The organism is Bacillus cereus group sp. BfR-BA-01380 (assembly GCF_022663535.1).
GTDB lineage: Bacteria > Bacillota > Bacilli > Bacillales > Bacillaceae_G > Bacillus_A > Bacillus_A cereus_BB.
Window position 1 is genome coordinate 184,397 of the sequence record NZ_JAKUFS010000004.1, and the last position, 20,345, is coordinate 204,741.

Here is a 20,345-nt window from a genome sequence, read left to right on the forward strand (position 1 = left end):
TTTGCTTTTCTTAGCTTGATGGGTATGGAACGGTCCCCCTTAGAGCGAGTAAAGCTTTTAATTTATAATAAATCCAGTAAAGACATAAGAGTTATATACGAATGAACAACAAATTTCTAGATCTATTCGGTGAGTTCATTGAAATAGAAGACGGCTTTTTACTTAAAAAAGTTAATGAGCAAGTAGTGAGTAAGATAATCGAAAAATAATGGAGGGATAGAATTGCTATATTCACATGTGCAGCTGCCGGATGGGAATGATCCGCGGTGTAATCATTGTGAAAGAAGCATAGGAGGAAGTAAAAGCCCCATAAAGAAAGTCGGCTGTATCCAATGAGGATAGCTGGTTTTAAAAATATTCAGAAAATCCAGTTGACACCCTCTACTACTCGGTGTTACAATGTACCTGTAATAAGCAATACTGAATAGCGTGTTTTCTCAAAAGATATTCAGTAAAAATTTCCCTTAGTACTCTGTTATACTGAATATAAGTCAGACTAAATAGAGGAGGTAGAGGAGGAGCAGAACATGGAAAATTTAACTGAAATGCTGAAGGGTTCGCTGGAAGGCTGCGTTCTGGAAATCATCAGCCGCCATGAAACTTATGGCTACGAGATTACCCGCCGCCTGAACGAGCTTGGGTTTACCGAAGTCGTAGAAGGGACGGTCTATACCATCCTCGTGCGATTAGAAAAGAAAAAACTTGTGAATATAGAAAAGAAACCATCAGATATGGGGCCGCCCCGCAAGTTTTACTCACTTAATGAGGCTGGCCGCCAGGAACTTGAATTGTTTTGGGAAAAATGGGATTTTGTATCATCAAAAATTAATGTCTTGAAGTCAATCTAGCTTCATAAGATATTCCATCCGATATTTTTGGAGTGTCTTGTTCAGCTCTATAAAAAAGGAGGAAAGATAAAATGATGGAAATGTTCAAAAAAATGATTGGTGACAAAAAAGAGTACAAAATGATGATGGCACGGGTTGAAGCCCTGCCAGAGGACTACCAGTTTGTATTTAAGAAAATTCAAAACTACATGTGGAATTTCTCAACAGGCAACGGGATGGATATGCTGCACATACAGTATGAATTAATTGAGTTGTTCGAAGCCGGTGCGGCGGAAGGTAGACAAGTGCTGGAAATCACTGGGGACGACGTGGCGTCCTTTGCCGACGAACTAGTGGCAAACGCTAAAACCTATGTCGCCAAGTATCGTGAAGATTTGAATCAGAGTATCATGAAGCGATTGAGAAAAAAATAAATTCAATAGATAATACCGACTGATTAGCTGGTGACAAATATGAATTGTTGCCTTCGCTATTCAGTTATATTTTTAACCTGGTAATAAGTCGTACAGATTATCAGTCAGACTAAATAGTGGAGTATAGGCAATCTAGCTCCGCAAGGCACTTTTTATCCCGCATTAACGGGCAGTAAAACCCCCACCTCAAGATTCAGAGAGAAGCGAGGAAGATAGGTGGGGGATAACTGCCCGTAAAAGCCCGATTGGTTCAACTAACCATCAGTGGGAGATGGAAAAACTCTCCACTGATGGAATTTTCACTTTATAAGGAGGAAAAAGGTATGAGCAATGCAGCGATTTCTGTAAAAGGGTTAAAAAAATCCTTTAAAGACAAGGAAGTCTTAAAGGGGGTGGATTTTGAGGTGCGGCGTGGCGAAATTTTCGCACTGCTGGGTTCAAATGGAGCGGGCAAGACGACGACGGTCAACATCCTCTCGACGCTGATGAAGCACGATGGCGGTGAAGTAAGTATTTGCGGCTTTGACGTCCAGCGTCAACCGGATCATGTTCGCCAGAACATCAGCCTGACAGGGCAGTTCGCAGCTTTAGACGGCATGCTCACCGGGCGGGAAAACCTGATGATGATCGCCAATTTGCGTGGAGTTTCCAATCCCGCTCAAGTCGCCGACAATCTGCTTGCAAGATTCAGCTTGACCGATGCGGCCAACCGCCGGGCAGACGAATATTCCGGCGGGATGAAGCGCCGGCTTGACATCGCCATGAGCCTGATCGGGACACCAGCAGTCATTTTTCTCGACGAACCGACGACAGGGCTTGACCCCGAAGCGCGGATTGAAGTCTGGGATACCGTCAAGGAACTTGCCGGCGGCGGCACAACCATCTTGCTGACGACCCAATACCTGGAGGAAGCCGAACAACTGGCGGACCGTATTGCCATCCTGCATGGCGGAAAAATCATCACGACCGGTACCCTTACCGAACTCAAAGAGATGTTCCCGCCAGCGAAAGTGGAGTACATCGAGAAGCAGCCGACATTGGAGGAAATTTTCCTCGCAATCATTGGCAAAAAGGAGGAGATGTAAATGAAAAGCAAAACAGGGGTATTACTAGGGCGTTTAATGCGCAACATCATGCGGAGCCCAGATACGATTATCACGGTGGCGATAACGCCGATTATGATGATGCTGCTGTTTGTCTATGTATTTGGCGGCGCCATAGAGACAGGCACGGACAACTACGTCAATTATTTATTGCCGGGAATCTTGCTGATGGCTATCGCATCCGGCGTCGCTTACACTTCCGTGCGGCTGTTTACGGATGTAAAGAGCGGGCTGATGGCACGTTTCATTACCATGCCCATCAAGCGCTCGTCGGTATTGTGGGCTCACGTATTGACCTCGCTTGTTTCCAATGCACTTACTATCGTAGTGGTTATCCTCGTTGCGCTCTTGATGGGTTTCCGCTCCAGCGCTAATATCCTGGATTGGCTCGCAGTAGCTGGGATACTCGGGTTGTTTACGCTGGCGCTGACATGGCTGGCTGTTATTCCCGGATTGACAGCGAGATCTATGGAAGGAGCGACAGCCTACTCGTACCCGCTGATTTTCCTGCCGTTTATCAGTTCAGCCTTTGTCCCCACCGAAACCATGCCTAAAATTGTCCGTGCGTTCGCTGAGAACCAGCCCGTAACTTCAATCGTGAATGCGATTCGTGCCCTCTTGTATGAAGGATCTGTTGGCAACGGTATCTGGATCGCACTTGCTTGGTGTGTCGGCATCATGGTCATCGCTTACTTCTTCGCCAATAAAGCATTTAAACGCCAGTTAGGATAAGTACACCATCGGTTCGTTGTCTCGTGGTAACTAAATCTTTCGAGATAAAATATATGTTTGGAAAAGCATGGAGAAATTTTCCGTACTTTAATCATTTGTCATGTTCTCATGGGTAACTATTGTCGATATAACATAGGTAGAAATGATCAAATTTTTTTATAAAAACTAAACTTAAAACTGCTGGAGAAAAATCCATTTTGATCAAGATTTTATCAAGGCCTAAATTTAAAAAAACAAATAAATTTAAGGACATTACATATTTTATATGACTAATATGTAATGTCCTCTCTTCTTCAACAATCGCGCCCGTTTGTTGAAGATTAATTTTCATTATGCTTTTTGTGCCGAGTCCAATGCTTTTTTTAATTCGTCCGGTTTTTGAGTACCGATTACCACTGTGTTATGTTTCAACTTTAACTCTATACCTTTCTTTCCATTCATGTTATAGGCTTTTTCACCCTTAAGGTTAAAACGAATTCCCCATCCTCCAAATCGTTTTAGTGGACTGTAAGTAATACTTTCATAGTGACGTATATTTTTGAAAAGGTACTGCTTATATTGAAAGTGAAAAGGAACAAAACGAACATAAAGACCTTGTTCACGGACCTCAATGATCAGTTTCAATACCCCAAGCATTAATACAGGAAAGGCAATCCCAAAAAACAACCACAAAACAATTAATACACCATTGGGAGCTGGTTTATCTCCAAACGGGGTATCAAGGATAATTTGTTGAATGAATCCATACCACATCAGTGTGGCGATCCCCAATATGAGTATCCATACCCAAATTTGTTGTGGTCGCTGAACCTCACGAAAGATAACTTGTTCTTGTTGTTTCATTAATGATTGTCACCTCCTACATGGTTTATTTATTTGATTTAATTTCAAGATATTTTCTTCAACAATCTGGCCCGATAGTTGAAGAAGGAGAACAACGTTCTCCTATTGACTATAACATCTTATATACATCTGCGTAAGCTACTTTCAGTTGTTCTCTCAATTGCTTGTTTTCATTTTCCAATTTCTTATTTTTCCTTTTAAGTGATGCGATAAGTGCATCCTTGTTACTTTCATTCATTTCTCGCTTTACTTGTTTCGGTGTAGGAACCTGTGTCGGTTACAATTGAGTATTGACCGTTGAGTTGAACTAAACAATCATTAGTTAATTCTAATACATCTGATATTCTAAGTCCTGTTTTAAATGCTATCCAAACAACAGGGATAACTTCTTTATGCAAATCATCAATATGAGTAAAAAGTTGCTCTAACACATAGTCTGGAATATAGTTAATTTGATCAATCGATTTTTTTCTTAGCTGTGGCTTATCTTCGGGGAAAATCAATAATTGCACATGGGTTTCAGGAGTAATCTCAAATTCATGCCGTTGTATATCTTCAAGAAACTTATGTAAAATTGATAACGATCTTATTACATAAACTTCTGGGTGTGAATTACGTCGTTTCAGATTATTTTTAGAGTATTCATGTAGATACTCAATGTATTTTTCGATATGGGTTCTTTTTAGGCTTTTTAAATTTTTCCATGTTGGTTCTATGCCAAATACAAATGTGAAAAATAGTGTTAAATATGTCATAAAAAGAATTCGTATCAAATGGGTATGCTGTTGCCATACCGGCAAGAGATATTATTGTCTTTTGTGATTATAGCTCTAGTAACGGAATTGAAAAAATGAAAAGTATAATAGAAAAGGTTTGGGAATGTGGAGATCATTTACTTCTTGATAAAATTTTAGTGAGAATTGAGGGGGAATGGAGATACCTATAACGGCTCGAAATGATGAAAAGTATAATAGTCCATATTGTAGTAGAGTAGCTACTTAAGAAGATATGAAACTGTTTGTATAAAGAGGAGAACGTAAATGGAAAAGTTTATTAAAAATATCGGGGATAAAACTTTCATTGCTCAGGCAGAAGAGTATTTAGCGGTGCAGGTAGAGGGGTTATTTCATTTTCTATCTGAGGTAGAAAATGATCGATTAATAGATGGGTTTTCTATGCAAGTTGGGTGGTCGATTTACTTTCTTGATCAAAGGGAAGACGGATATCATATTATCGTACATGATTATACAAAGAATCCATTTGAAGATATGACGGATGATTTAACAATTTCTTTATGGATTCTATTGAAACAAGTTCGTTGTGTAAAACAATTAAAAGTTGAAGGGGAATTGCTGCGTTTTTGTGACAAAATTGTTGCTGCAAAAAATGTATTGCAGTTAGATGATATTTACTTAGAGAGAACAAAAGATTGTGAAACAGGTGACTCCGGTTGGTATATAGGCCCTGTTAATGATGAGGACAATACAGAAGAGTTAGAAGCGTTTTATGCATATGAACTTTTAAAATTGAGGTCTTCTATTGTTCAAGTTTTAACATTGCCTGCTGAATACCTTGTAGTCTTTGAAAAAGATCAAATAAAAGCAATTTTAGATGAAAATGATATTAATATTTGGGATGAAGTTGTCGATGTGTAATCTAGTATAGAAAATGGAAGATATCATGTTACTACACTAGGATTTAGAAGGCTCTTACGCTTGTAGGAGTCTTTTTATTATTGTACGAAATCATGATAAAAATCTTTAAGTGAAAATAACTTTCTTATAAAACGACAGTATACCATAATTGAATTATAGAATGTTATAATTTAGGAGAATGCAGTTTCATGATCTTACCATATAAATAAGAATTCAAATAGAGAGGTGAGTACATGACGAATTGTTATTTTGAGTTTGTAATACATAAAGGGGATCATTTTTATAAACTAAGAGAGTTCTTTTACAAACTTAAGGAAGAGAAAGAAAAAGAGAGGATAAATTCTAGTGATTCTATGTGGTTAGAGTATTTTGAGGAGGACGTTTTACAACAGTTTTGGTGGCCGACTGAAGAAGAATTACATAACTATTGGATATTATGGGAACAAACTCCTGTAGAAGAACGCCTAACGGAACCTAAGCTTGTCACCCCGTGGGATTTTGAGTCTATGATTGAAGCGTTTGCTTGTGGAGAATATGAACTGATATCTTGTGAAAAGACATCAAACAATATTGGAAGAATTGAATTTTATCCCTATGCATGGCCATATGGAGGCAGCGATGTGTTTAGAACTTTGATTGAGTATAGTGGATTCAAAATTATTGATGAGAGTATATAGGATTTACGATAGCTAAAGGTATAGTGATGGTGTTGCTTATTGTAGATGATGATTACGTAAACGATCCGAATAACTTAGCAGTATGTGATTTTAATACAGTAGCCTAAATTGAACTAGCAATAGTAATATTGCTAAAGTTGAATTGTATTATTGTAGGGTAAAAGCGTTCATTTAATTTTGAGTGAGGTGGAGATTCATGATTTTAGATTTAAAAGGTGAATTCAAAATGGATCCTATTGTAGGTATGCTATATTCTGCTGTAGATGGTAATTATAAGCGATTAATATCCATTGTTGCAGGTATGTCACAGGAGGAATTAGATTATAAGGGGCCAAATCAGAAATATAACAGTACAGCGCAATTAATAAGGCATTTGACATATGTAGATCTTAATTGGGCTTTTCGGATTAAAGGTGAGCTAGTACCAAAGCTTCTTGAAGATAAGTACGGACCTATGTTGGATAAAAATAATGAAATTCCATTGATTTTTGGGGTTTCCTTGGAAAGAGTTCTCTCTGATTATGATGAGGTATTCAACATGTTTAAGTCTACTTGCCTTCAGTTAACTGACGAACAATTGAATAAAAAAGTTGATTATGAAAATGGAGCAACAGCAACTATCCGATGGGGCATTTGGCATATAGCAGATCATAATAGATATCATCAGGCTCACATTAATCAACTTCGCAAATGGTATAAAGAAGAATTAGCAGCTTCCAGTATTTAATCTTTGCAATACTAGAAGCTTTCCATTTTGTAAGTACATGTTTGAGTTATTTTTATCGCTTATATAAATACATTTTGATTTTTCAACATATATGTCGTTACTTTATAGACCCAAACACGTAATCTAAAAAACATGGATAGCGTTTTTTAGATTACGTGTTTTATGTTGAAAAGGAAAAAAGGTTATTAGTTATTAAGAGCGAAGTAAATGATTGTGTATATTCTAAATCTTTATGAAAGGTATGGAATATACACATCAATAAAAAATGCATTATAATTTTCAAAAAGAACTACATAATTATATTATCGTTAACTAATGATGGGTTTGTACTACATTTAAGGAAAGAAATAGTAGGAAAGGACTTTTATCTATGAATCGAATTGCTATCGTGGCGGCATGGGAACCGGAGCTTACGTATTTACATAAATATTACCCAAGCTATCGAAAAGAAAAACGAGCAGCTTGGGAATTTCATTTTCATAATCTAAACGGCATCGAATTGATTTCTGTTATAACTGGAGTCGGAAAAGTACAATGTGCAAGTTGTGTTCAGCTTCTTATTAGTGAATTTCAACCAGAACAGCTATTTATGACAGGGATTTGCGGTAGTTTATCAAACAAGGTGAAAAACGGTGATATTGTTGTCGCCACTAAAGTTATGCAACATGATGTAACCGGAGCAGGAACGGGAACGGATCCGTTTGATTTATATACGGGTCGAGCAGCGAGTATTCAACCTTCTAAACAGTTGATTAAAGAAATGAAAAAGTTGCAATTAGCTTACAACTCTCATTATGGTACATTTATTTCAGGGGATCAACGTATTCGCAGTGCAGAAACGAGAGAACTACTTCAGACAGTATACGGAGCACTTGCAGTCGATCAAGAAATTGCGGCATTTTCTTACGTTTGTCATGTGAACGGCAAGCCGTTTCTTTGCCTAAAAGCTGCTTCAGATCAAGCGAATGATAAAACTGTAGAAGAACAAAAAGTATTTAAGATGTTAGCTTGTGAAAAAGCATGCGAATATATGGTGGCATTTTTACTGCATTCTTTAAAAGAAATTAAAGTGTAGGAGTTTCATTTATGCTATTTTAACTATTTGGTAATGAATGTTTTAGAAACAGCATTTTGGGTGATGGAGATGCAAATGAAAAAAAGTATACAAACAGTTGGTATGATTATATTTTTTGTAATTATCTTCATTATGGTTTTAATGTGGAAAACAGATACTAGTAATGAATTAAAAAGGTCTACAACGAAAACAGATAATAATACGGTTTCAAATAGGGTACGTGGCTATATTTTGCTTAAGGAAGATACTGTATTTTTTATTTACGAGAAAATTATAAAATCAGATTACGATAGAAAAAACTTAGAACAAAGGTTAAAATGGAGATTTCCCGCTGACGCTATTTTGCACTTTAATAATCCAAATATAGAAAAGGAATTACAAACAGGTGACAAAGTTAGAATAGAGTATAGTGAAATACTTGAATCTTATCCTGCGAAGATACAGGTTACAAAGTTTGAGAAAATTCAGGATTTAGAGATGGAGATCAATATTTGAGAATACGGATGTGGCTTTGAAATAACGTTTGGTAAAACGGTTTACTAAGTAGAATGGAGGATTGTATAGTGGGTAAGAGTTTATCAGAAATGTCACTTGAAGAATTGTGGGAACTGTTTCCAATTATACTGAAAGAACATAATCCAATATGGAAAGATTGGTATTTACAAGAAGAAAAATTGCTTAGCAACATAATCGGTAATCAATATATTGAACGAATAAACCATATAGGAAGTACTTCTGTGAACGGATTATTAGCAAAGCCAACGATAGATATATTGCTTGAAATAACAGAAGATTGCGATTTGGAATTTTTGATAAGTACGTTAGAGAAAAACGGATATATCTTTGAAAAGCAACCACAAAAGCCAGCACCTCATATGATGTTTATGAAAGGTTATACGGAAAATGGATTTGCTGAAAAAGTATTTCATCTTCATGTTAGGTACTTAGGGAATTGGAATGAATTGTATTTTAGAGATTTTTTACAACTACATAAAGCTGTTGCCGAGGAATATGGTAATTTGAAAATGAGCTTAATAGATAAATATGAACATGACAGAGACGGATATACGGAAGCAAAAACAGAGTTTGTTAACAAATATACTAAGATTGCAAAAATGAAATTTGAAAATAAATACAACCCGAACTAATGAGTTTTTTAATCAACCTTTTTTCAAAATGGATCTTTTTTAACTTTCGTAAATTGCTGGTTGTGAGGTGTTTTTGCTCAAATTTTATTTCAAGGTTACAGTTACAAAAAGTGTATAATTAAAGAATAAACAAAAGTAGTTATTTCTATTGCAATATGTAAGGGTAATTGTTTTTTTCAAAAATATGGACGGAAACTCAGTTATTAATTAAAAGAAAGAATGAGGAATTTATGCAACTTATCCAATGTACAAAAAAGTTAGCTGATGAAATGAAAATAAAAGTTCAAAAAGTAGATGCTGATGATTTTAATCCGCTAAATTGTTGGCATGCACATCTTTTTAAGATTGGCCGCAAAAAATGTGTAATGATTATGAATAATGCTACCAGGTATCACTTTGTTATTTATGGGGTATTAAAGAAGGATTTGCAAAACTTACACCTTGTATTTAAGAAGAATTTAACCACAAATGAATGAGTCCATTTTTACTGTAGATCATTACTTTTATTATGAACTAGTAGAAAAAGGACAGGAATTTATAGATATAGCAGAGATGAATCAATATCTTAATCGTCTAATTATGCTAAAGTTACCGAAGTATCCAGTTGAGATGATGAGAAATGCACTTGAAGGGATAAAGAAATCATAGTTATTCTATAAACCTTTAGTAAATACAAAATAGTGAATAGAGGAAGAGACATACATCAAGAAGATGAAGCGAAATATTTATTGCAGAGCATCCTTGCATAATTACATTTAATAGAAATTGAAAAATTGCAGTCTATTCCGAAAGATATCTCGATAAGGGATAAGTATGCCTTTTTTTACATATTTTAGTATTAAAAAATGAGATCTAGTTAAATTTATTGCTTGAATTTCAAAAAAAAGTGACATATTAGAGGTTTTTTTTGAAACTAAATACATTATAATGGATAGGAAAGATTCTTAGTAAAGAGGTTAGGGAAATGGATAAAGTATACAGCGATTTATTGAATATATTAGATGAGGATAAAGTAAAAAAAGATGAGCCGTTAAAACGATACACTTTTACTAAAACGGGTGGAAATGCGGATTATTTTGTTTTACCTACTACGTATCAAGATGTACAAGACGTTATAAAATATGCAAGTCAAAATAATTTAGATTTCACTATTTTAGGTAATGGTTCAAACATCATTATTAAGGATGGCGGCATTAGAGGGATTGTTCTGAATTTAACTAAGTTAACTAATATCTCATTGACAGATAATAAGATCATTGTTCAAAGCGGAGCAACTATTATTGATACTTCTAGATTTGCATTGAAAAATCATCTAACTGGATTAGAATTTGCTTGTGGAATTCCAGGAACAGTTGGCGGAGCAGTATACATGAATGCGGGAGCATATGGCGGCGAAGTATCACATGTTATTGAAAGTGTATTAGTTCTAACTAGAGATGGCGAAATTCTTAATTTAAATAAAAATGATTTAGAATTAGAATATAGAAACAGTTCCATTTCTAGAGAAGGGCATCTTGTGTTAGAAGCGACGTTTGATTTACAAGAAGGTGAACACAATAAAATCAAAGAAAAAATGGATGAATTGACATTTTTGCGTGAATCAAAACAACCATTAGAGTATCCTTCTTGTGGCAGTGTTTTTAAACGTCCTCCAGGTATGTTCGCTGGTAAGTTAATTCAAGATAGCGGGTTGCAAGGAAAACAAATAGGAGATGCCCAAGTATCTACGAAGCACGCTGGATTTATCGTAAATTTAGGTGAAGCTACAGCGAGTGATTATGTGAAACTTATTCGTTATGTGCAGGAAACGGTAAAATCTAAATTTAGCGTAGAATTAGAAACAGAAGTAAAAATTATTGGGGAAGAATTAATATCTTAATGGTAAACGCCTCTCGAAATGAGAGGTGTTTTTTTATTTGGTCTAATTGATTGGTAGGGACATTCTCCATTAATAATTCGTAGGAAGGAGATAAACATTAGAAAAATTGTCAATAAAAATTCATGTAAACCTTCTAAAAAAGTCTTACAATCAAAGCAGAGAAGGAGGCGCTAGCCATGAATCGAATGGAACGTGAAGAGAAAACAATTAGTATTATGATTGATATGTATTGTAAAAACGAACATGAACAAGATACTATATGTGGAGAATGTCAGAAGTTAAAAGAGTATGCTTATTTTCGTTTATCAAAATGTCCATTTCAAGAGAAGAAGCCCGCATGTCAAAATTGCAAAATTCATTGTTATAAACCAGATATGAAAGATTTTGTTAAAGATGTTATGAAGAGGAGCGGACCGAAAATGATTTTAAAACATCCATATTTCGCGGTCATGCATGTTCTTGACACAATGAAGAAGGCTCCTGACTTACCGAAAAGAAAAAAGAGCTAAAAGAAAAAACGGGTTGTCTAACAAGCCCGTTTTTTCTTTTATCCCGCTATTTGTGGGCAGTAAGACCCCCACCTCAAGATTCAGAGAGAAGCAAAGAAGATAGCTGGGGGATAACTGCCCGTAAAAGCCCGATTGGTTCAACTAACCGTCAGTGGGGGATGAAGAAAACCACCACTGACGGAAGTTTCACTTTATTAACGTAAACGATAGATCTGCCCAGCCTATCATTTTAGCAAATGTTTCTTCGCTGTTTTTATCCCGCATTAACGGGCAGTAATATTCCCACCTCAAAATTCAGCGAAAGCAAAGAAGTTAGGTGGGAGATAAACTGCCCGTAAAAGCCCGATTGGTTCAACTAATAATCAGTGGGGGATGAAGAAAACCCCCACTGATTAAAGTTTCACTTTATAAAAACATTCGTTTAGATAGAGTCGAACTGGAAGATTTCCTAAAAAAATGAACTACTATAGTGTGAAGTTGGCAAAATAAAGAATGGATCAAAAAAATGGGTACGAATGTATGTCTCTTTTCTTCCTACTACAAGGAGAGTATAGTAAAACATCTATTTATTTTTGTATCTTCCAATATCCTTTTATTGTAAAATAATTATAAAGGGGAGGAATATATATGAAATTTGAAGATAACAGAGTATCAGGAATTCAGCTAGGTGCTTTACTAGTGACAGAACATCATAGATATTTGGTGATTAAGAAACATGACCATTATTCTCTGCTCAATGTGGAAACGATGGAGTGTAGCATATTAGAAGTCGCTTTGGAGCATGTTGAAGAAGTGATGGCAGAGGATTTACAGGAAACAGTGAAACAAATTATTCCTGCTGAGCATTTGAAACTTGTTGCAAAGAATATCGTATGAAAGGGTGTCTTGTGCGTGGACAATACTGAATATTTCATTATTGGTGATTTGGAAGCGTTACAAAAACAATTTAAAGATTTATTACAAACAGAGATTCAATGTAGCGAGGAACTTGAAGGTTGGTTGAAAAGGCAGTCCCGGTTTTTAGATGAAGTGGAAGAACAGCTTAGACAACATTATATTCAATTTCAGTGTAACACTGATAACCAGCAAGCGAAAGAAGTTTTCGATTTTGACCAAAAGCATGTGCTGCCATTAGTAAAACGATATAAAAGCTTATTAGACAATAAATACTACGAATCCCCATTCCGTTTGGAGCTAAATCCTGAATTTTTTAGTTTGTTGAATAAAAAAATAGAAAATACGATTCGTTTGTTCAATGAAAAAAATATAGATTTAGAAATTGAAGAAGATGAGTTAGTAACGAGGTATTTCGAGATTACAGGTAACTTAACTGTAATGTGGGAAGGTGAAGAAAAGTCGTTAAGCGACATGCAGATGTATCTTCAAGATCCAGAACGTACGGTTAGAAAAAATGCGATGACTCTTATTCAAGAAAGCATGTTAGCAGTTGAAGAAGACCTTCAGATCATTCTGGATAAGTTAATTGCATTGCGACACCAAAAAGCTCAAAATGTGGGTTTGCAAAATTATCGTGATTATATGTTTAAAAAATATGAACGGTTTGATTATACAGCAGCGAATTGTCTTGAGTTAGCAGAAACAATGCGTCAATATGTTGTCCCGTTACAGAAGAAGCTTCAAGAAAAACAGCAAAAAACTTTGGGATTACATACTTTTAGACCTTGGGATATTAGAGCCGTTCCAATAAACGAGCAGCCTTTACAACCGGTTCAAAATGTAGACGAGTTAGTAAAGGGGAGTTTTCATATTCTGGAGAATATTGATTCTCATTTTTCGGCATTACTACATGAAATGAAAGAAAATAATCTCTTAGATTTAGAGAGCCGAAAAGGAAAAGCTCCAGGTGGTTTTTGTGAATACTTACCTGCGTCTAAACAATCATTTATTTTTATGAATGGTTGTAACACACAAGATGATGTAGTGGTGCTTTTACATGAAATGGGTCATTGCATTCATAATGAGCTTATGAAAGACATTGAACTAGGGCCATATCGAAACGTTCCAATGGAATCAGCAGAATTGGCGAGCACAACAATGGAACTCATAACGATGGAGTATTGGAATACGTTTTATCCAAGTGGGGAAGATTTCAAAAGAGCAAAGCGTGAGCAACTCCGCTTGATGATACAATACTTACCTATTATTACTGTAGTTGATCAATTCCAGCATTGGATGTATGACAATCCAAACCATACGCATGTGGAAAGAAGAGAGAAATTCAAAGAACTAGCAAGAATATATGACTCTAACTTTGTGAATTGGGAAGGGTATGAAAATTGGTTAGAGACAAGGTGGTTGTCTATTTTACATATTTTCGAAGTGCCTTTTTACTATATCGAGTACGCAATTGCCCAAATAGGTGCCCTGCAGATGTACAAGCAATATAAAGAGAATCCAAAACAAACTTTAATGAATTATAAACAAGCGTTATCTTTAGGAAGTATAAAATCAGTAAAAGAAGTGTATGAAGCGGCAGGTATTCGTTTTGACTTTTCGGCGCAAACAATTCAGGAGTTGATGGAGTTTGTGGAGAAAGAGTTGGAGTTACTTGAGGAAGAGTAATAAGGTGTTGGAATTTTAATTTACAATAAATATTTTATTATTAGCCAATAAAGGAAGAATATAATGTACTCTATCGGTAAGTTTTCTAAAATATGTAATGTTCCTGTTAAAACATTACGCTATTATGATGATATTGGTTTATTAACACCTTCTTATATAGATCCTGTAACAAACTATCGGTATTACGACTATGAAAAAATTCAAGTCATGAAAAAAATTATGCTTTTAAAAAGTTTTCAATGCTCCTTATCTACTATTAAGGAATTAATTGAAAGCGCTAGTCGATTGCAATGGACTAGCGTATTAGAGCATAAAATTTGTGACCTTGAAAGTCAAAAAGAGCAAATTTCTAAACAAATAGAAGAAATGAAAATGTTAAAAGTACAAATAGAAAAAGAAGCTTCTATAATCCCGGGACCTGTTTTATCTAGCTGTTATATTGAAAACCGAAAGGAAATAACAGTCTATACGATTCGTGAGAAAATAAAAATAAAGTTTATAGATCAATTAATAAAAAATTTATTTGATCGAGTTTATGCTTTTAATCTTGTAGTTAACGGAAAGTTAATGTCCATCTTTCACGAAAGAGATTTGAATCAAAAAGAGGCAGATGTAGAGCTAATTCTTCCAGTAAAAGATACGAATAAGATAGACGGCTGTAAAATTTTATTTGGTGGGATATATGCGTGCACTACTGTTAAAGGTTCTTATTCAGAATTGGATGTAGGGTATAAAATGTTGGAAAGTTGGATAAGGGAACAGAATCTAACTCAGATAGGAAAAGGAATAGAGATTTATGAAAAAGGACTTGTTCCGTCTAATTTTAATATAAGAGATATAAGACCAGATTTAAACAGGCATCCATCAGAATTTATCACCAAAATATGTATACCAGTTAGCGAGAATTAGAGTTAACTAACAATTTTTTATGTAAAAACAGAGTAAACCCTCCAGTAAGTGGAGGGTTTATTCTTTATATATAAATACAAATTGAAAACACGACATAAACCCGCTTTTTTTAGGTGGGCGAGAGCAACTGGCCATGCATAGAAGCGGTCAGGGCCTTTTTCTGCCACATGAGATGTTTAAAACAAAAGGAGCAGGCTAATAGGAGGACATGTTGTATTCCGCATAGCAGCGATTTATATGTTGGAAAATCAAATTGGATTTATATATATACAAAGAAGTACACACTGGAGGGATTTATTATGTATCATCCTAGATTAAAAGGAAATTCTTATGAGGCTGGAAAACATTATGCAGAAATCCTTTATAAAAATGGATTTCGATTTCCAAAAGTAACTGAAGGAAAATTAAAATTTGGAGAAGCATGCAAACCTATTCTTACTGAATTTGATCCTAATGTTGTGAAGGAAATACAAGGATTTGCTGAAGGCTGCCATTCTTCTTTTGAAGAAGTAAGTTCTTTTTTGTTAAGTATAGGAGTATTTGAATTGACCGGTCAATGTAGTATTTTTTCAGCTTTTAATGGAAGCGAAATGATTATTGGACGTAATTATGATATGCTCTTTAATTTGAAGAAAACTACTGAGTCCTCATTAGTTTGTTTTGAAGGGAAAAATAAATATCTCGGTCATTCGGATTGTTTTATTGGAAAAGTTGATGGTATAAATCAATATGGTTTATTTGTCGGAATTACATCAGTTCCTCATGAAAGAATTCAGCCAGGATTGAATTTTTACTTCGCCGTTAAATACATTTTAGAAAATTGTTGTACTGTAGAGGAAGGTATAGAAGTATTGAAAAGTTTTCCAAGTTCGATTGCCAATAACTACTTATTGGCGGATCCATCAGGAAATATGGCTGTTGTAGAGGTTACCCCTGACAACTATAATGTACGCCTTCCTACTAATAATTATATCCATTGCACAAACCATCATGAAAATACATCAGTATGTGAAAGCTGGAATTGGAGCAAATCAAAAGAACGTTTTGAAACTTTAGAATTAAGCCTTAAAGAAAACATAAATAAAATAAACCTTTCTATTGCACAATCAATTATGTCGGAAACGAAAGGACATGTTTGTTTAAATTTAAAAGAACATCATTTTGGTACGCTTTTCTCTGTTGTAGCAAACTTAAATACATTAGAGGTAAGAAGAGCGGAAGGACAACCAAATAGAGCAAAGTATATATCAGATAGACGATTAATAGATGCGGTTTTAAAAGAGAGATAAGATGCTGATTATTAATTTGAATTGGAGAGATAAATATGAATATATTTCAAGCCCACTTTTCTTTTCTTGAAGGGAATAGTTATGAAATTGGTAGAAAGCAAGGGGAAGAAATAAAAAAGAATCCTCATGCAATGAATGTACTTTTATCATCTAAATCAATAGATGAAAGCAAATTTAAAAAAATGAAGAAATTAATTGAGCAATATTGTCCTGGTTTAAACGAAGAATTAGAAGGATTTGCAGATGCACTTGATGTAAATTATAGTTATCTGAACTTTTACGATGAAGCTTGGTTACAACCAGGAGGATGTAGTTTAGGTGCTATTTTACCATCTAAAACAATTGACAAGAAAACTTATGTCCTTAGAAACTACGATTTGTCACCAGCAATATCTGATATGAGACTATGCACGACAAAAGTTCAAGGTAAATACAGTCACACTGGCTTCTCTGTTTCTTACTTTGGTCGAAGTGAAGGCTTAAATGAGAAGGGGTTCTGTGTAGCTTTTGCCTCATGTGGTATTCCAGTTGGAAAGCATCTAGGAATGAAAAAGCCCGTCACAAAAGGACTGCAATTTATGGTAATAGTAAGAGCCTTACTTGAAAATTGTAAAAATGTTGAGGAAGGCATTTGGTGTTTAGAGAACATGCCTATTGGAGCGAATATGAATTTACTCTTAGCCGATGCAAATGGTGAAGCAGCTTTATATGAAACGTATGATGGCGCTAAAGCTGTAAGAAAAACGAATCTCGACTATTTAATCGCAACGAATCATGCTCTATTTCCTGAAATTGAAAGTCTTGAAATAGGAAGCTTGGTTCATTCACAAATACGATTTAATGTTTTAGAGCGTAAGTTTAGTGCTATTGGTAAAAGATCTGTTGGCGAATTAAAGAAACTTATTTCTACTGAGTTTCCAGATGGGTTATCCGTTCATAATTACCAAGAAAATTTCGGAACCGTTTATTCTGTATTATTTAATCTTACTGATTGTCAGCTTGAATTTTCCTTTGGGTCACCGGTGCAAAATAAGATATATAAGATTGGCGTAGGTGATAGTTTTTCAAACACATCGTTACCAGTTAAATTTCAGAATAGAGAATACGGAACAGATTTTTGGAGAGTTTCAAAATAGGAGGGGGTGGCAAAATGAAAATATCTGCATTACAAAGAGAGGTTAGAGAGTTTAGTAAAAACAAAGGTTTTGAGAACGCAACGATTGAAGAAAGAACCTTATTTTTGGTTACAGAAATAGGAGAGGTCGTTCAAGAAGTCTTAAAAATCTCTTCCAAACCTGATTCTGATCATATTAATGAACGAAAGGAACAGTTAGGTTTTGAAATATACGATGTGGTATGGAATCTTTTTGATCTTGCTAACAAACTCGATATTGACTTAGAAGATGCATTTAGAAAAAAGGGTGAGATAAATAAATATAGACATTGGGATGTATAAAAATAGTCGGAATAAGCTTAGTAATAAGGATGAACCGATGTGGTAGTCCTTCTTTAATTAACGGATGCGATTTTAGTACACGGAATTGTGTCCTTTTTATTCATCATCAAACATTTACACTCATATTTTTTCTCGTGCCTAGGATTATTAATAGCGGAAAATAGAGTGATAGTTTCTTTTGTAAGAGTTAAAATACTAGCAAAGTTTTTGCTGAATTAGAGGAGGAAGAGGGTTGCTTGTTTTTATAAAGCTTCTTATATTTATTTCAATTCCTGTGTATGCCTTTTTTAGGATGTTTCAGGATTTTATATTTATAAAGGAGAAACCACAAGATGTAAAAGATAAATCAGTCAAAATCAAAGCGATAGATGTTTATACCTCTATAATTATTTATTGTTTATTCATGCTTGGCTTTGTTCTAAATGGAATGGCAGCAGGTGCTGGTGAGCGTTTGCTCATTTTTGAAATGACTGGTGCTAAGAATAACGGATATGCTTCTCTTGCAAATGAATATGTTGTTTCAGTAATTGTCTTATTAACATTGGGTATGATTAGCTTTTGGATCGTAAGCTTTAATTATGGGAATCTTCCCCCACTTGTTTATGTGGTATGCAGTACATTAATGATATTGAATATCATATTTGCAGTTGCTTATCTCACTCATACAGTCTGCTCACATGATGGTGAAGAATTTTCGATTTTCTTTCTGCAAATTAGCTTTCTATCATTGCTTTTTTTATATATCGCAAGTTTGAAAGAATCTCTGAAGCATTTTCTTGATAGCCAGCATGAAAAAGAGATTGAGTACAACAATAAATGTATGTTATTTCTCGTAAGGATATGTAATAACTATCAAAAGATGTCAAAACTATGGGCTATAAGCTTATTTCCAGTCCTGATTATCATCCAGCTCATTTTGGTACTGTTTGGACAACGACCAGATAGCCTTATTCGTGTGTTTCTTGAAACAAGCTCTTTCAACTATTCGAATATCCCGGCGCCAAAACCAGAAATAGTGAAGGGTGATGGACATTATTTGTGTACTGTCTCTGCTAGAGGGCATAAAAAGTTGGTCAAGCCAGTCAGGGCAGGTATTAGAGCTGGAGCAAGAATCCCTGTGAACCGCCAGCTACTAATTGCCAATGCATTTGAAAATATTCTTGAACAATATGTTCCAAACTTACATAAAGCTATTCGTAACTTTTATGACAAGTATGGCTATCCAATCAGCAGGCACATCAATTCAAAGTGGTCCGCAGACATCATCTATCTTATCATGAAGCCTTTGGAATGGTTATTTCTTGTTGTGTTGTATACGGTGGACAGAAATCCAGAAAACAGAATTCATATACAGTATAGTGAGTTGAGGAAGTGAAATAACTAGAGACGGTTGACATAATGACATTCCATACTTATTTTGTTGTAAAGATTGATTAATTTAAAATGAAAAGAAATAAAAATGTTCTTTAACTAACAATAAGAGGCATAAGATTAATCGTTTGGAAAGAAATAGCTTTTACCTTATTATAGTATTAAAAATACTGAAAATTTGGAGTGGATGATAATGGAATGCTTAATAGGGGATGTAAAAGTTCATTATGAAATTTATGGTTCTGGAAAACCAATTATCATGCTTCATGGTTTTACTCCTGATCATAGACTAATGTCAGGTTGTATGGAGCCTGTTTTTTCACAAAGAGAAGGTTGGAAACGAATTTATATTGATTTGCCAGGTATGGGACATACGAAGGGACACGAATCTATTCAAAATTCAGATGGAATGTTAGATCTCGTTTTAAAATTCATAGATACGATTATTCCAAACGAATCTTTCTTAATTGCAGGCGAATCATATGGCGGATACATTACTAGGGGAGTTATATCGAAAAGAAAAGAAAAAATAGATGGTGCAGCATTTATTTGCCCGATGATTATTCCGAATATAAACAAGAGACAGCTTTCTCCACATACCGTTATTTACCGAGATGAGAAGTTTTTATCAAAGTTAAGTAATGAAGAATGTGAGAATTTCAGTTCGAATTTTGTAGTGCTTAATGAATATAATTGGCAACGTTATCTTGAAGAGATTATATCAGGAATTCAAATAGCAGATGAGGCGTTTTTAACAAAAATACAGAAGCAATATGCTTTTTCATATGATGTGGATAGTCAGTTATCCTTATATGAAAAACCAAGCCTCTTTGTATTAGGGAAACAGGATTCAGTAACAGGCTATAAAGATGCTTGGGATTTGCTTGATAAATTTCCTCGGGCTACTTTTGCGGTTTTAGATAGAGCAGGACATAACTTGCAGATTGAGCAGGATGTTTTATTCCATTCATTAATAAATGAATGGTTAGATAGAGTAGAAGAAAAATGATTATAGGAAGTTTTTTAAGTTTCATATTTGGAACATGTAATAGTTTAACGAAATCAGCTATTAATAAAAATTTCCATTATTTGGACGTAATGCAAGTAAGCTTATTGACCAATCTTATC

The 20,345-nt window shown here is 34.9% G+C and carries 23 protein-coding genes and 2 pseudogenes; 22 read left to right on the forward strand and 3 right to left on the reverse strand.

Annotated elements, in window-relative coordinates; all coding sequences use genetic code 11:
* Window positions 1-527 precede the first annotated feature (527 nt).
* The 4 genes from MR076_RS05655 to MR076_RS05670 all read left to right on the forward strand — a co-directional run bounded on the left by MR076_RS05655 (window position 528) and on the right by MR076_RS05670 (window position 3,096).
* Window positions 528-848, forward strand: coding sequence for a PadR family transcriptional regulator (locus MR076_RS05655; protein WP_033796096.1), 321 nt, complete (start codon window positions 528-530; stop codon window positions 846-848).
* Window positions 849-919: 71 nt separating this feature from the next.
* Window positions 920-1,261, forward strand: coding sequence for a DUF1048 domain-containing protein (locus MR076_RS05660; RefSeq protein ID WP_242218527.1), 342 nt, complete (start codon window positions 920-922; stop codon window positions 1,259-1,261).
* Between the two features lie 323 nt (window positions 1,262-1,584).
* Window positions 1,585-2,346, forward strand: a complete 762-nt coding sequence (locus tag MR076_RS05665; RefSeq protein ID WP_242218529.1) for an ABC transporter ATP-binding protein — start codon at window positions 1,585-1,587, stop codon at window positions 2,344-2,346.
* Window positions 2,347-3,096: an ABC transporter permease gene (locus MR076_RS05670; RefSeq protein ID WP_242218531.1), complete on the forward strand. Its 750-nt coding sequence runs from the start codon at window positions 2,347-2,349 to the stop codon at window positions 3,094-3,096. It abuts the gene before it with no gap.
* Between the two features lie 330 nt (window positions 3,097-3,426).
* Here the strand turns inward: MR076_RS05670 and MR076_RS05675 are convergent, their stop codons facing one another.
* The 3 genes and pseudogenes from MR076_RS05675 to MR076_RS05685 form a co-directional block, all read right to left on the reverse strand.
* On the reverse strand, window positions 3,427-3,939 hold the full coding sequence (locus MR076_RS05675; RefSeq protein WP_242218533.1) for a DUF6141 family protein: 513 nt from the start codon (window positions 3,937-3,939) through the stop codon (window positions 3,427-3,429).
* A gap of 109 nt (window positions 3,940-4,048) precedes the next feature.
* Window positions 4,049-4,213, reverse strand: a pseudogene (locus MR076_RS05680) (DUF6262 family protein); the annotation flags it as partial.
* Window positions 4,212-4,685: pseudogene (locus MR076_RS05685) on the reverse strand (tyrosine-type recombinase/integrase); the annotation flags it as partial. The pseudogenes MR076_RS05685 and MR076_RS05680, both read right to left, overlap by 2 nt.
* Window positions 4,686-4,979: 294 nt before the next feature.
* Between MR076_RS05685 and MR076_RS05690 the strand changes: the two are divergent.
* From MR076_RS05690 to MR076_RS05775, 18 genes are all read left to right on the forward strand, one after another.
* The gene (locus MR076_RS05690; RefSeq protein WP_242218536.1) at window positions 4,980-5,594 is read left to right on the forward strand and encodes an immunity protein Imm33 domain-containing protein; all 615 of its coding nucleotides are present in this window, start codon (window positions 4,980-4,982) and stop codon (window positions 5,592-5,594) included.
* Window positions 5,595-5,827: 233 nt separating this feature from the next.
* Window positions 5,828-6,271, forward strand: coding sequence for a hypothetical protein (locus tag MR076_RS05695; RefSeq protein ID WP_242218538.1), 444 nt, complete (start codon window positions 5,828-5,830; stop codon window positions 6,269-6,271).
* 196 nt (window positions 6,272-6,467) lie between these two features.
* The gene (locus MR076_RS05700) at window positions 6,468-6,998 is read left to right on the forward strand and encodes a DinB family protein (protein ID WP_242218540.1); all 531 of its coding nucleotides are present in this window, start codon (window positions 6,468-6,470) and stop codon (window positions 6,996-6,998) included.
* Between the two features lie 370 nt (window positions 6,999-7,368).
* Window positions 7,369-8,073 (forward strand): 5'-methylthioadenosine/S-adenosylhomocysteine nucleosidase, encoded by a 705-nt coding sequence (gene mtnN / locus MR076_RS05705; protein WP_242218542.1) that lies wholly within the window; start codon window positions 7,369-7,371, stop codon window positions 8,071-8,073.
* Between the two features lie 69 nt (window positions 8,074-8,142).
* Complete coding sequence (locus MR076_RS05710) at window positions 8,143-8,568, forward strand: DUF3221 domain-containing protein (protein ID WP_242218544.1); 426 nt, start codon at window positions 8,143-8,145, stop codon at window positions 8,566-8,568.
* Window positions 8,569-8,636: 68 nt separating this feature from the next.
* Window positions 8,637-9,221 carry a GrpB family protein gene (locus tag MR076_RS05715; RefSeq protein ID WP_242218546.1) on the forward strand — a complete coding sequence of 195 codons (585 nt, stop codon included), beginning with the start codon at window positions 8,637-8,639 and terminating at the stop codon, window positions 9,219-9,221.
* A 230-nt stretch (window positions 9,222-9,451) separates the two neighbouring features.
* A complete protein-coding gene (locus MR076_RS05720; RefSeq protein ID WP_242218547.1) occupies window positions 9,452-9,697 on the forward strand; it encodes a DUF6933 domain-containing protein in 246 nt (81 codons plus the stop codon).
* Complete coding sequence (locus MR076_RS05725) at window positions 9,690-9,869, forward strand: hypothetical protein (RefSeq protein WP_242218549.1); 180 nt, start codon at window positions 9,690-9,692, stop codon at window positions 9,867-9,869. The genes MR076_RS05720 and MR076_RS05725 overlap by 8 nt, the downstream gene beginning before the upstream one ends.
* Window positions 9,870-10,185: 316 nt before the next feature.
* Entirely contained in the window at window positions 10,186-11,100 is a 915-nt protein-coding gene (gene murB / locus MR076_RS05730; RefSeq protein ID WP_242218551.1) for a UDP-N-acetylmuramate dehydrogenase, read from the forward strand.
* Window positions 11,101-11,276: 176 nt separating this feature from the next.
* Window positions 11,277-11,609: a nitrous oxide-stimulated promoter family protein gene (locus tag MR076_RS05735; RefSeq protein WP_242218552.1), complete on the forward strand. Its 333-nt coding sequence runs from the start codon at window positions 11,277-11,279 to the stop codon at window positions 11,607-11,609.
* Between the two features lie 627 nt (window positions 11,610-12,236).
* Complete coding sequence (locus MR076_RS05740; RefSeq protein ID WP_242218554.1) at window positions 12,237-12,485, forward strand: hypothetical protein; 249 nt, start codon at window positions 12,237-12,239, stop codon at window positions 12,483-12,485.
* Between the two features lie 15 nt (window positions 12,486-12,500).
* Window positions 12,501-14,192, forward strand: a complete 1,692-nt coding sequence (locus tag MR076_RS05745; protein ID WP_396021660.1) for a M3 family oligoendopeptidase — start codon at window positions 12,501-12,503, stop codon at window positions 14,190-14,192.
* 63 nt (window positions 14,193-14,255) lie between these two features.
* Window positions 14,256-15,101, forward strand: coding sequence for a MerR family transcriptional regulator (locus tag MR076_RS05750; RefSeq protein WP_242218556.1), 846 nt, complete (start codon window positions 14,256-14,258; stop codon window positions 15,099-15,101).
* Window positions 15,102-15,400: 299 nt separating this feature from the next.
* Window positions 15,401-16,390, forward strand: coding sequence for a C45 family autoproteolytic acyltransferase/hydrolase (locus tag MR076_RS05755; RefSeq protein ID WP_242218558.1), 990 nt, complete (start codon window positions 15,401-15,403; stop codon window positions 16,388-16,390).
* Window positions 16,391-16,425: 35 nt separating this feature from the next.
* Window positions 16,426-17,526 (forward strand): C45 family autoproteolytic acyltransferase/hydrolase, encoded by a 1,101-nt coding sequence (locus tag MR076_RS05760; RefSeq protein ID WP_242218560.1) that lies wholly within the window; start codon window positions 16,426-16,428, stop codon window positions 17,524-17,526.
* A 14-nt stretch (window positions 17,527-17,540) separates the two neighbouring features.
* Window positions 17,541-17,846: a MazG nucleotide pyrophosphohydrolase domain-containing protein gene (locus tag MR076_RS05765; protein WP_242218564.1), complete on the forward strand. Its 306-nt coding sequence runs from the start codon at window positions 17,541-17,543 to the stop codon at window positions 17,844-17,846.
* A 232-nt stretch (window positions 17,847-18,078) separates the two neighbouring features.
* Window positions 18,079-19,221, forward strand: coding sequence for a DUF6688 domain-containing protein (locus MR076_RS05770; protein ID WP_242218565.1), 1,143 nt, complete (start codon window positions 18,079-18,081; stop codon window positions 19,219-19,221).
* Between the two features lie 186 nt (window positions 19,222-19,407).
* Window positions 19,408-20,226 (forward strand): alpha/beta fold hydrolase, encoded by an 819-nt coding sequence (locus tag MR076_RS05775; protein WP_396021665.1) that lies wholly within the window; start codon window positions 19,408-19,410, stop codon window positions 20,224-20,226.
* Window positions 20,227-20,345: the final 119 nt, after the last annotated feature.

Excerpts from the sequence above, each read along its gene's own strand:
- MR076_RS05655 (WP_033796096.1), top strand. The coding sequence starts at position 528 with ATGGAAAATTTAACTGAAATGCTGAAGGGTTCGCTGGAAGGCTGCGTT.
- MR076_RS05660 (WP_242218527.1), top strand. The coding sequence starts at position 920 with ATGATGGAAATGTTCAAAAAAATGATTGGTGACAAAAAAGAGTACAAA.
- MR076_RS05665 (WP_242218529.1), top strand. The coding sequence starts at position 1,585 with ATGAGCAATGCAGCGATTTCTGTAAAAGGGTTAAAAAAATCCTTTAAA.
- MR076_RS05670 (WP_242218531.1), top strand. The coding sequence starts at position 2,347 with ATGAAAAGCAAAACAGGGGTATTACTAGGGCGTTTAATGCGCAACATC.
- MR076_RS05675 (WP_242218533.1), bottom strand. The coding sequence starts at position 3,939 with ATGAAACAACAAGAACAAGTTATCTTTCGTGAGGTTCAGCGACCACAA.
- MR076_RS05690 (WP_242218536.1), top strand. The coding sequence starts at position 4,980 with ATGGAAAAGTTTATTAAAAATATCGGGGATAAAACTTTCATTGCTCAG.
- MR076_RS05695 (WP_242218538.1), top strand. The coding sequence starts at position 5,828 with ATGACGAATTGTTATTTTGAGTTTGTAATACATAAAGGGGATCATTTT.
- MR076_RS05700 (WP_242218540.1), top strand. The coding sequence starts at position 6,468 with ATGATTTTAGATTTAAAAGGTGAATTCAAAATGGATCCTATTGTAGGT.
- mtnN (WP_242218542.1), top strand. The coding sequence starts at position 7,369 with ATGAATCGAATTGCTATCGTGGCGGCATGGGAACCGGAGCTTACGTAT.
- MR076_RS05710 (WP_242218544.1), top strand. The coding sequence starts at position 8,143 with ATGCAAATGAAAAAAAGTATACAAACAGTTGGTATGATTATATTTTTT.
- MR076_RS05720 (WP_242218547.1), top strand. The coding sequence starts at position 9,452 with ATGCAACTTATCCAATGTACAAAAAAGTTAGCTGATGAAATGAAAATA.
- MR076_RS05725 (WP_242218549.1), top strand. The coding sequence starts at position 9,690 with ATGAATGAGTCCATTTTTACTGTAGATCATTACTTTTATTATGAACTA.
- murB (WP_242218551.1), top strand. The coding sequence starts at position 10,186 with ATGGATAAAGTATACAGCGATTTATTGAATATATTAGATGAGGATAAA.
- MR076_RS05735 (WP_242218552.1), top strand. The coding sequence starts at position 11,277 with ATGAATCGAATGGAACGTGAAGAGAAAACAATTAGTATTATGATTGAT.
- MR076_RS05740 (WP_242218554.1), top strand. The coding sequence starts at position 12,237 with ATGAAATTTGAAGATAACAGAGTATCAGGAATTCAGCTAGGTGCTTTA.
- MR076_RS05750 (WP_242218556.1), top strand. The coding sequence starts at position 14,256 with ATGTACTCTATCGGTAAGTTTTCTAAAATATGTAATGTTCCTGTTAAA.
- MR076_RS05755 (WP_242218558.1), top strand. The coding sequence starts at position 15,401 with ATGTATCATCCTAGATTAAAAGGAAATTCTTATGAGGCTGGAAAACAT.
- MR076_RS05760 (WP_242218560.1), top strand. The coding sequence starts at position 16,426 with ATGAATATATTTCAAGCCCACTTTTCTTTTCTTGAAGGGAATAGTTAT.
- MR076_RS05765 (WP_242218564.1), top strand. The coding sequence starts at position 17,541 with ATGAAAATATCTGCATTACAAAGAGAGGTTAGAGAGTTTAGTAAAAAC.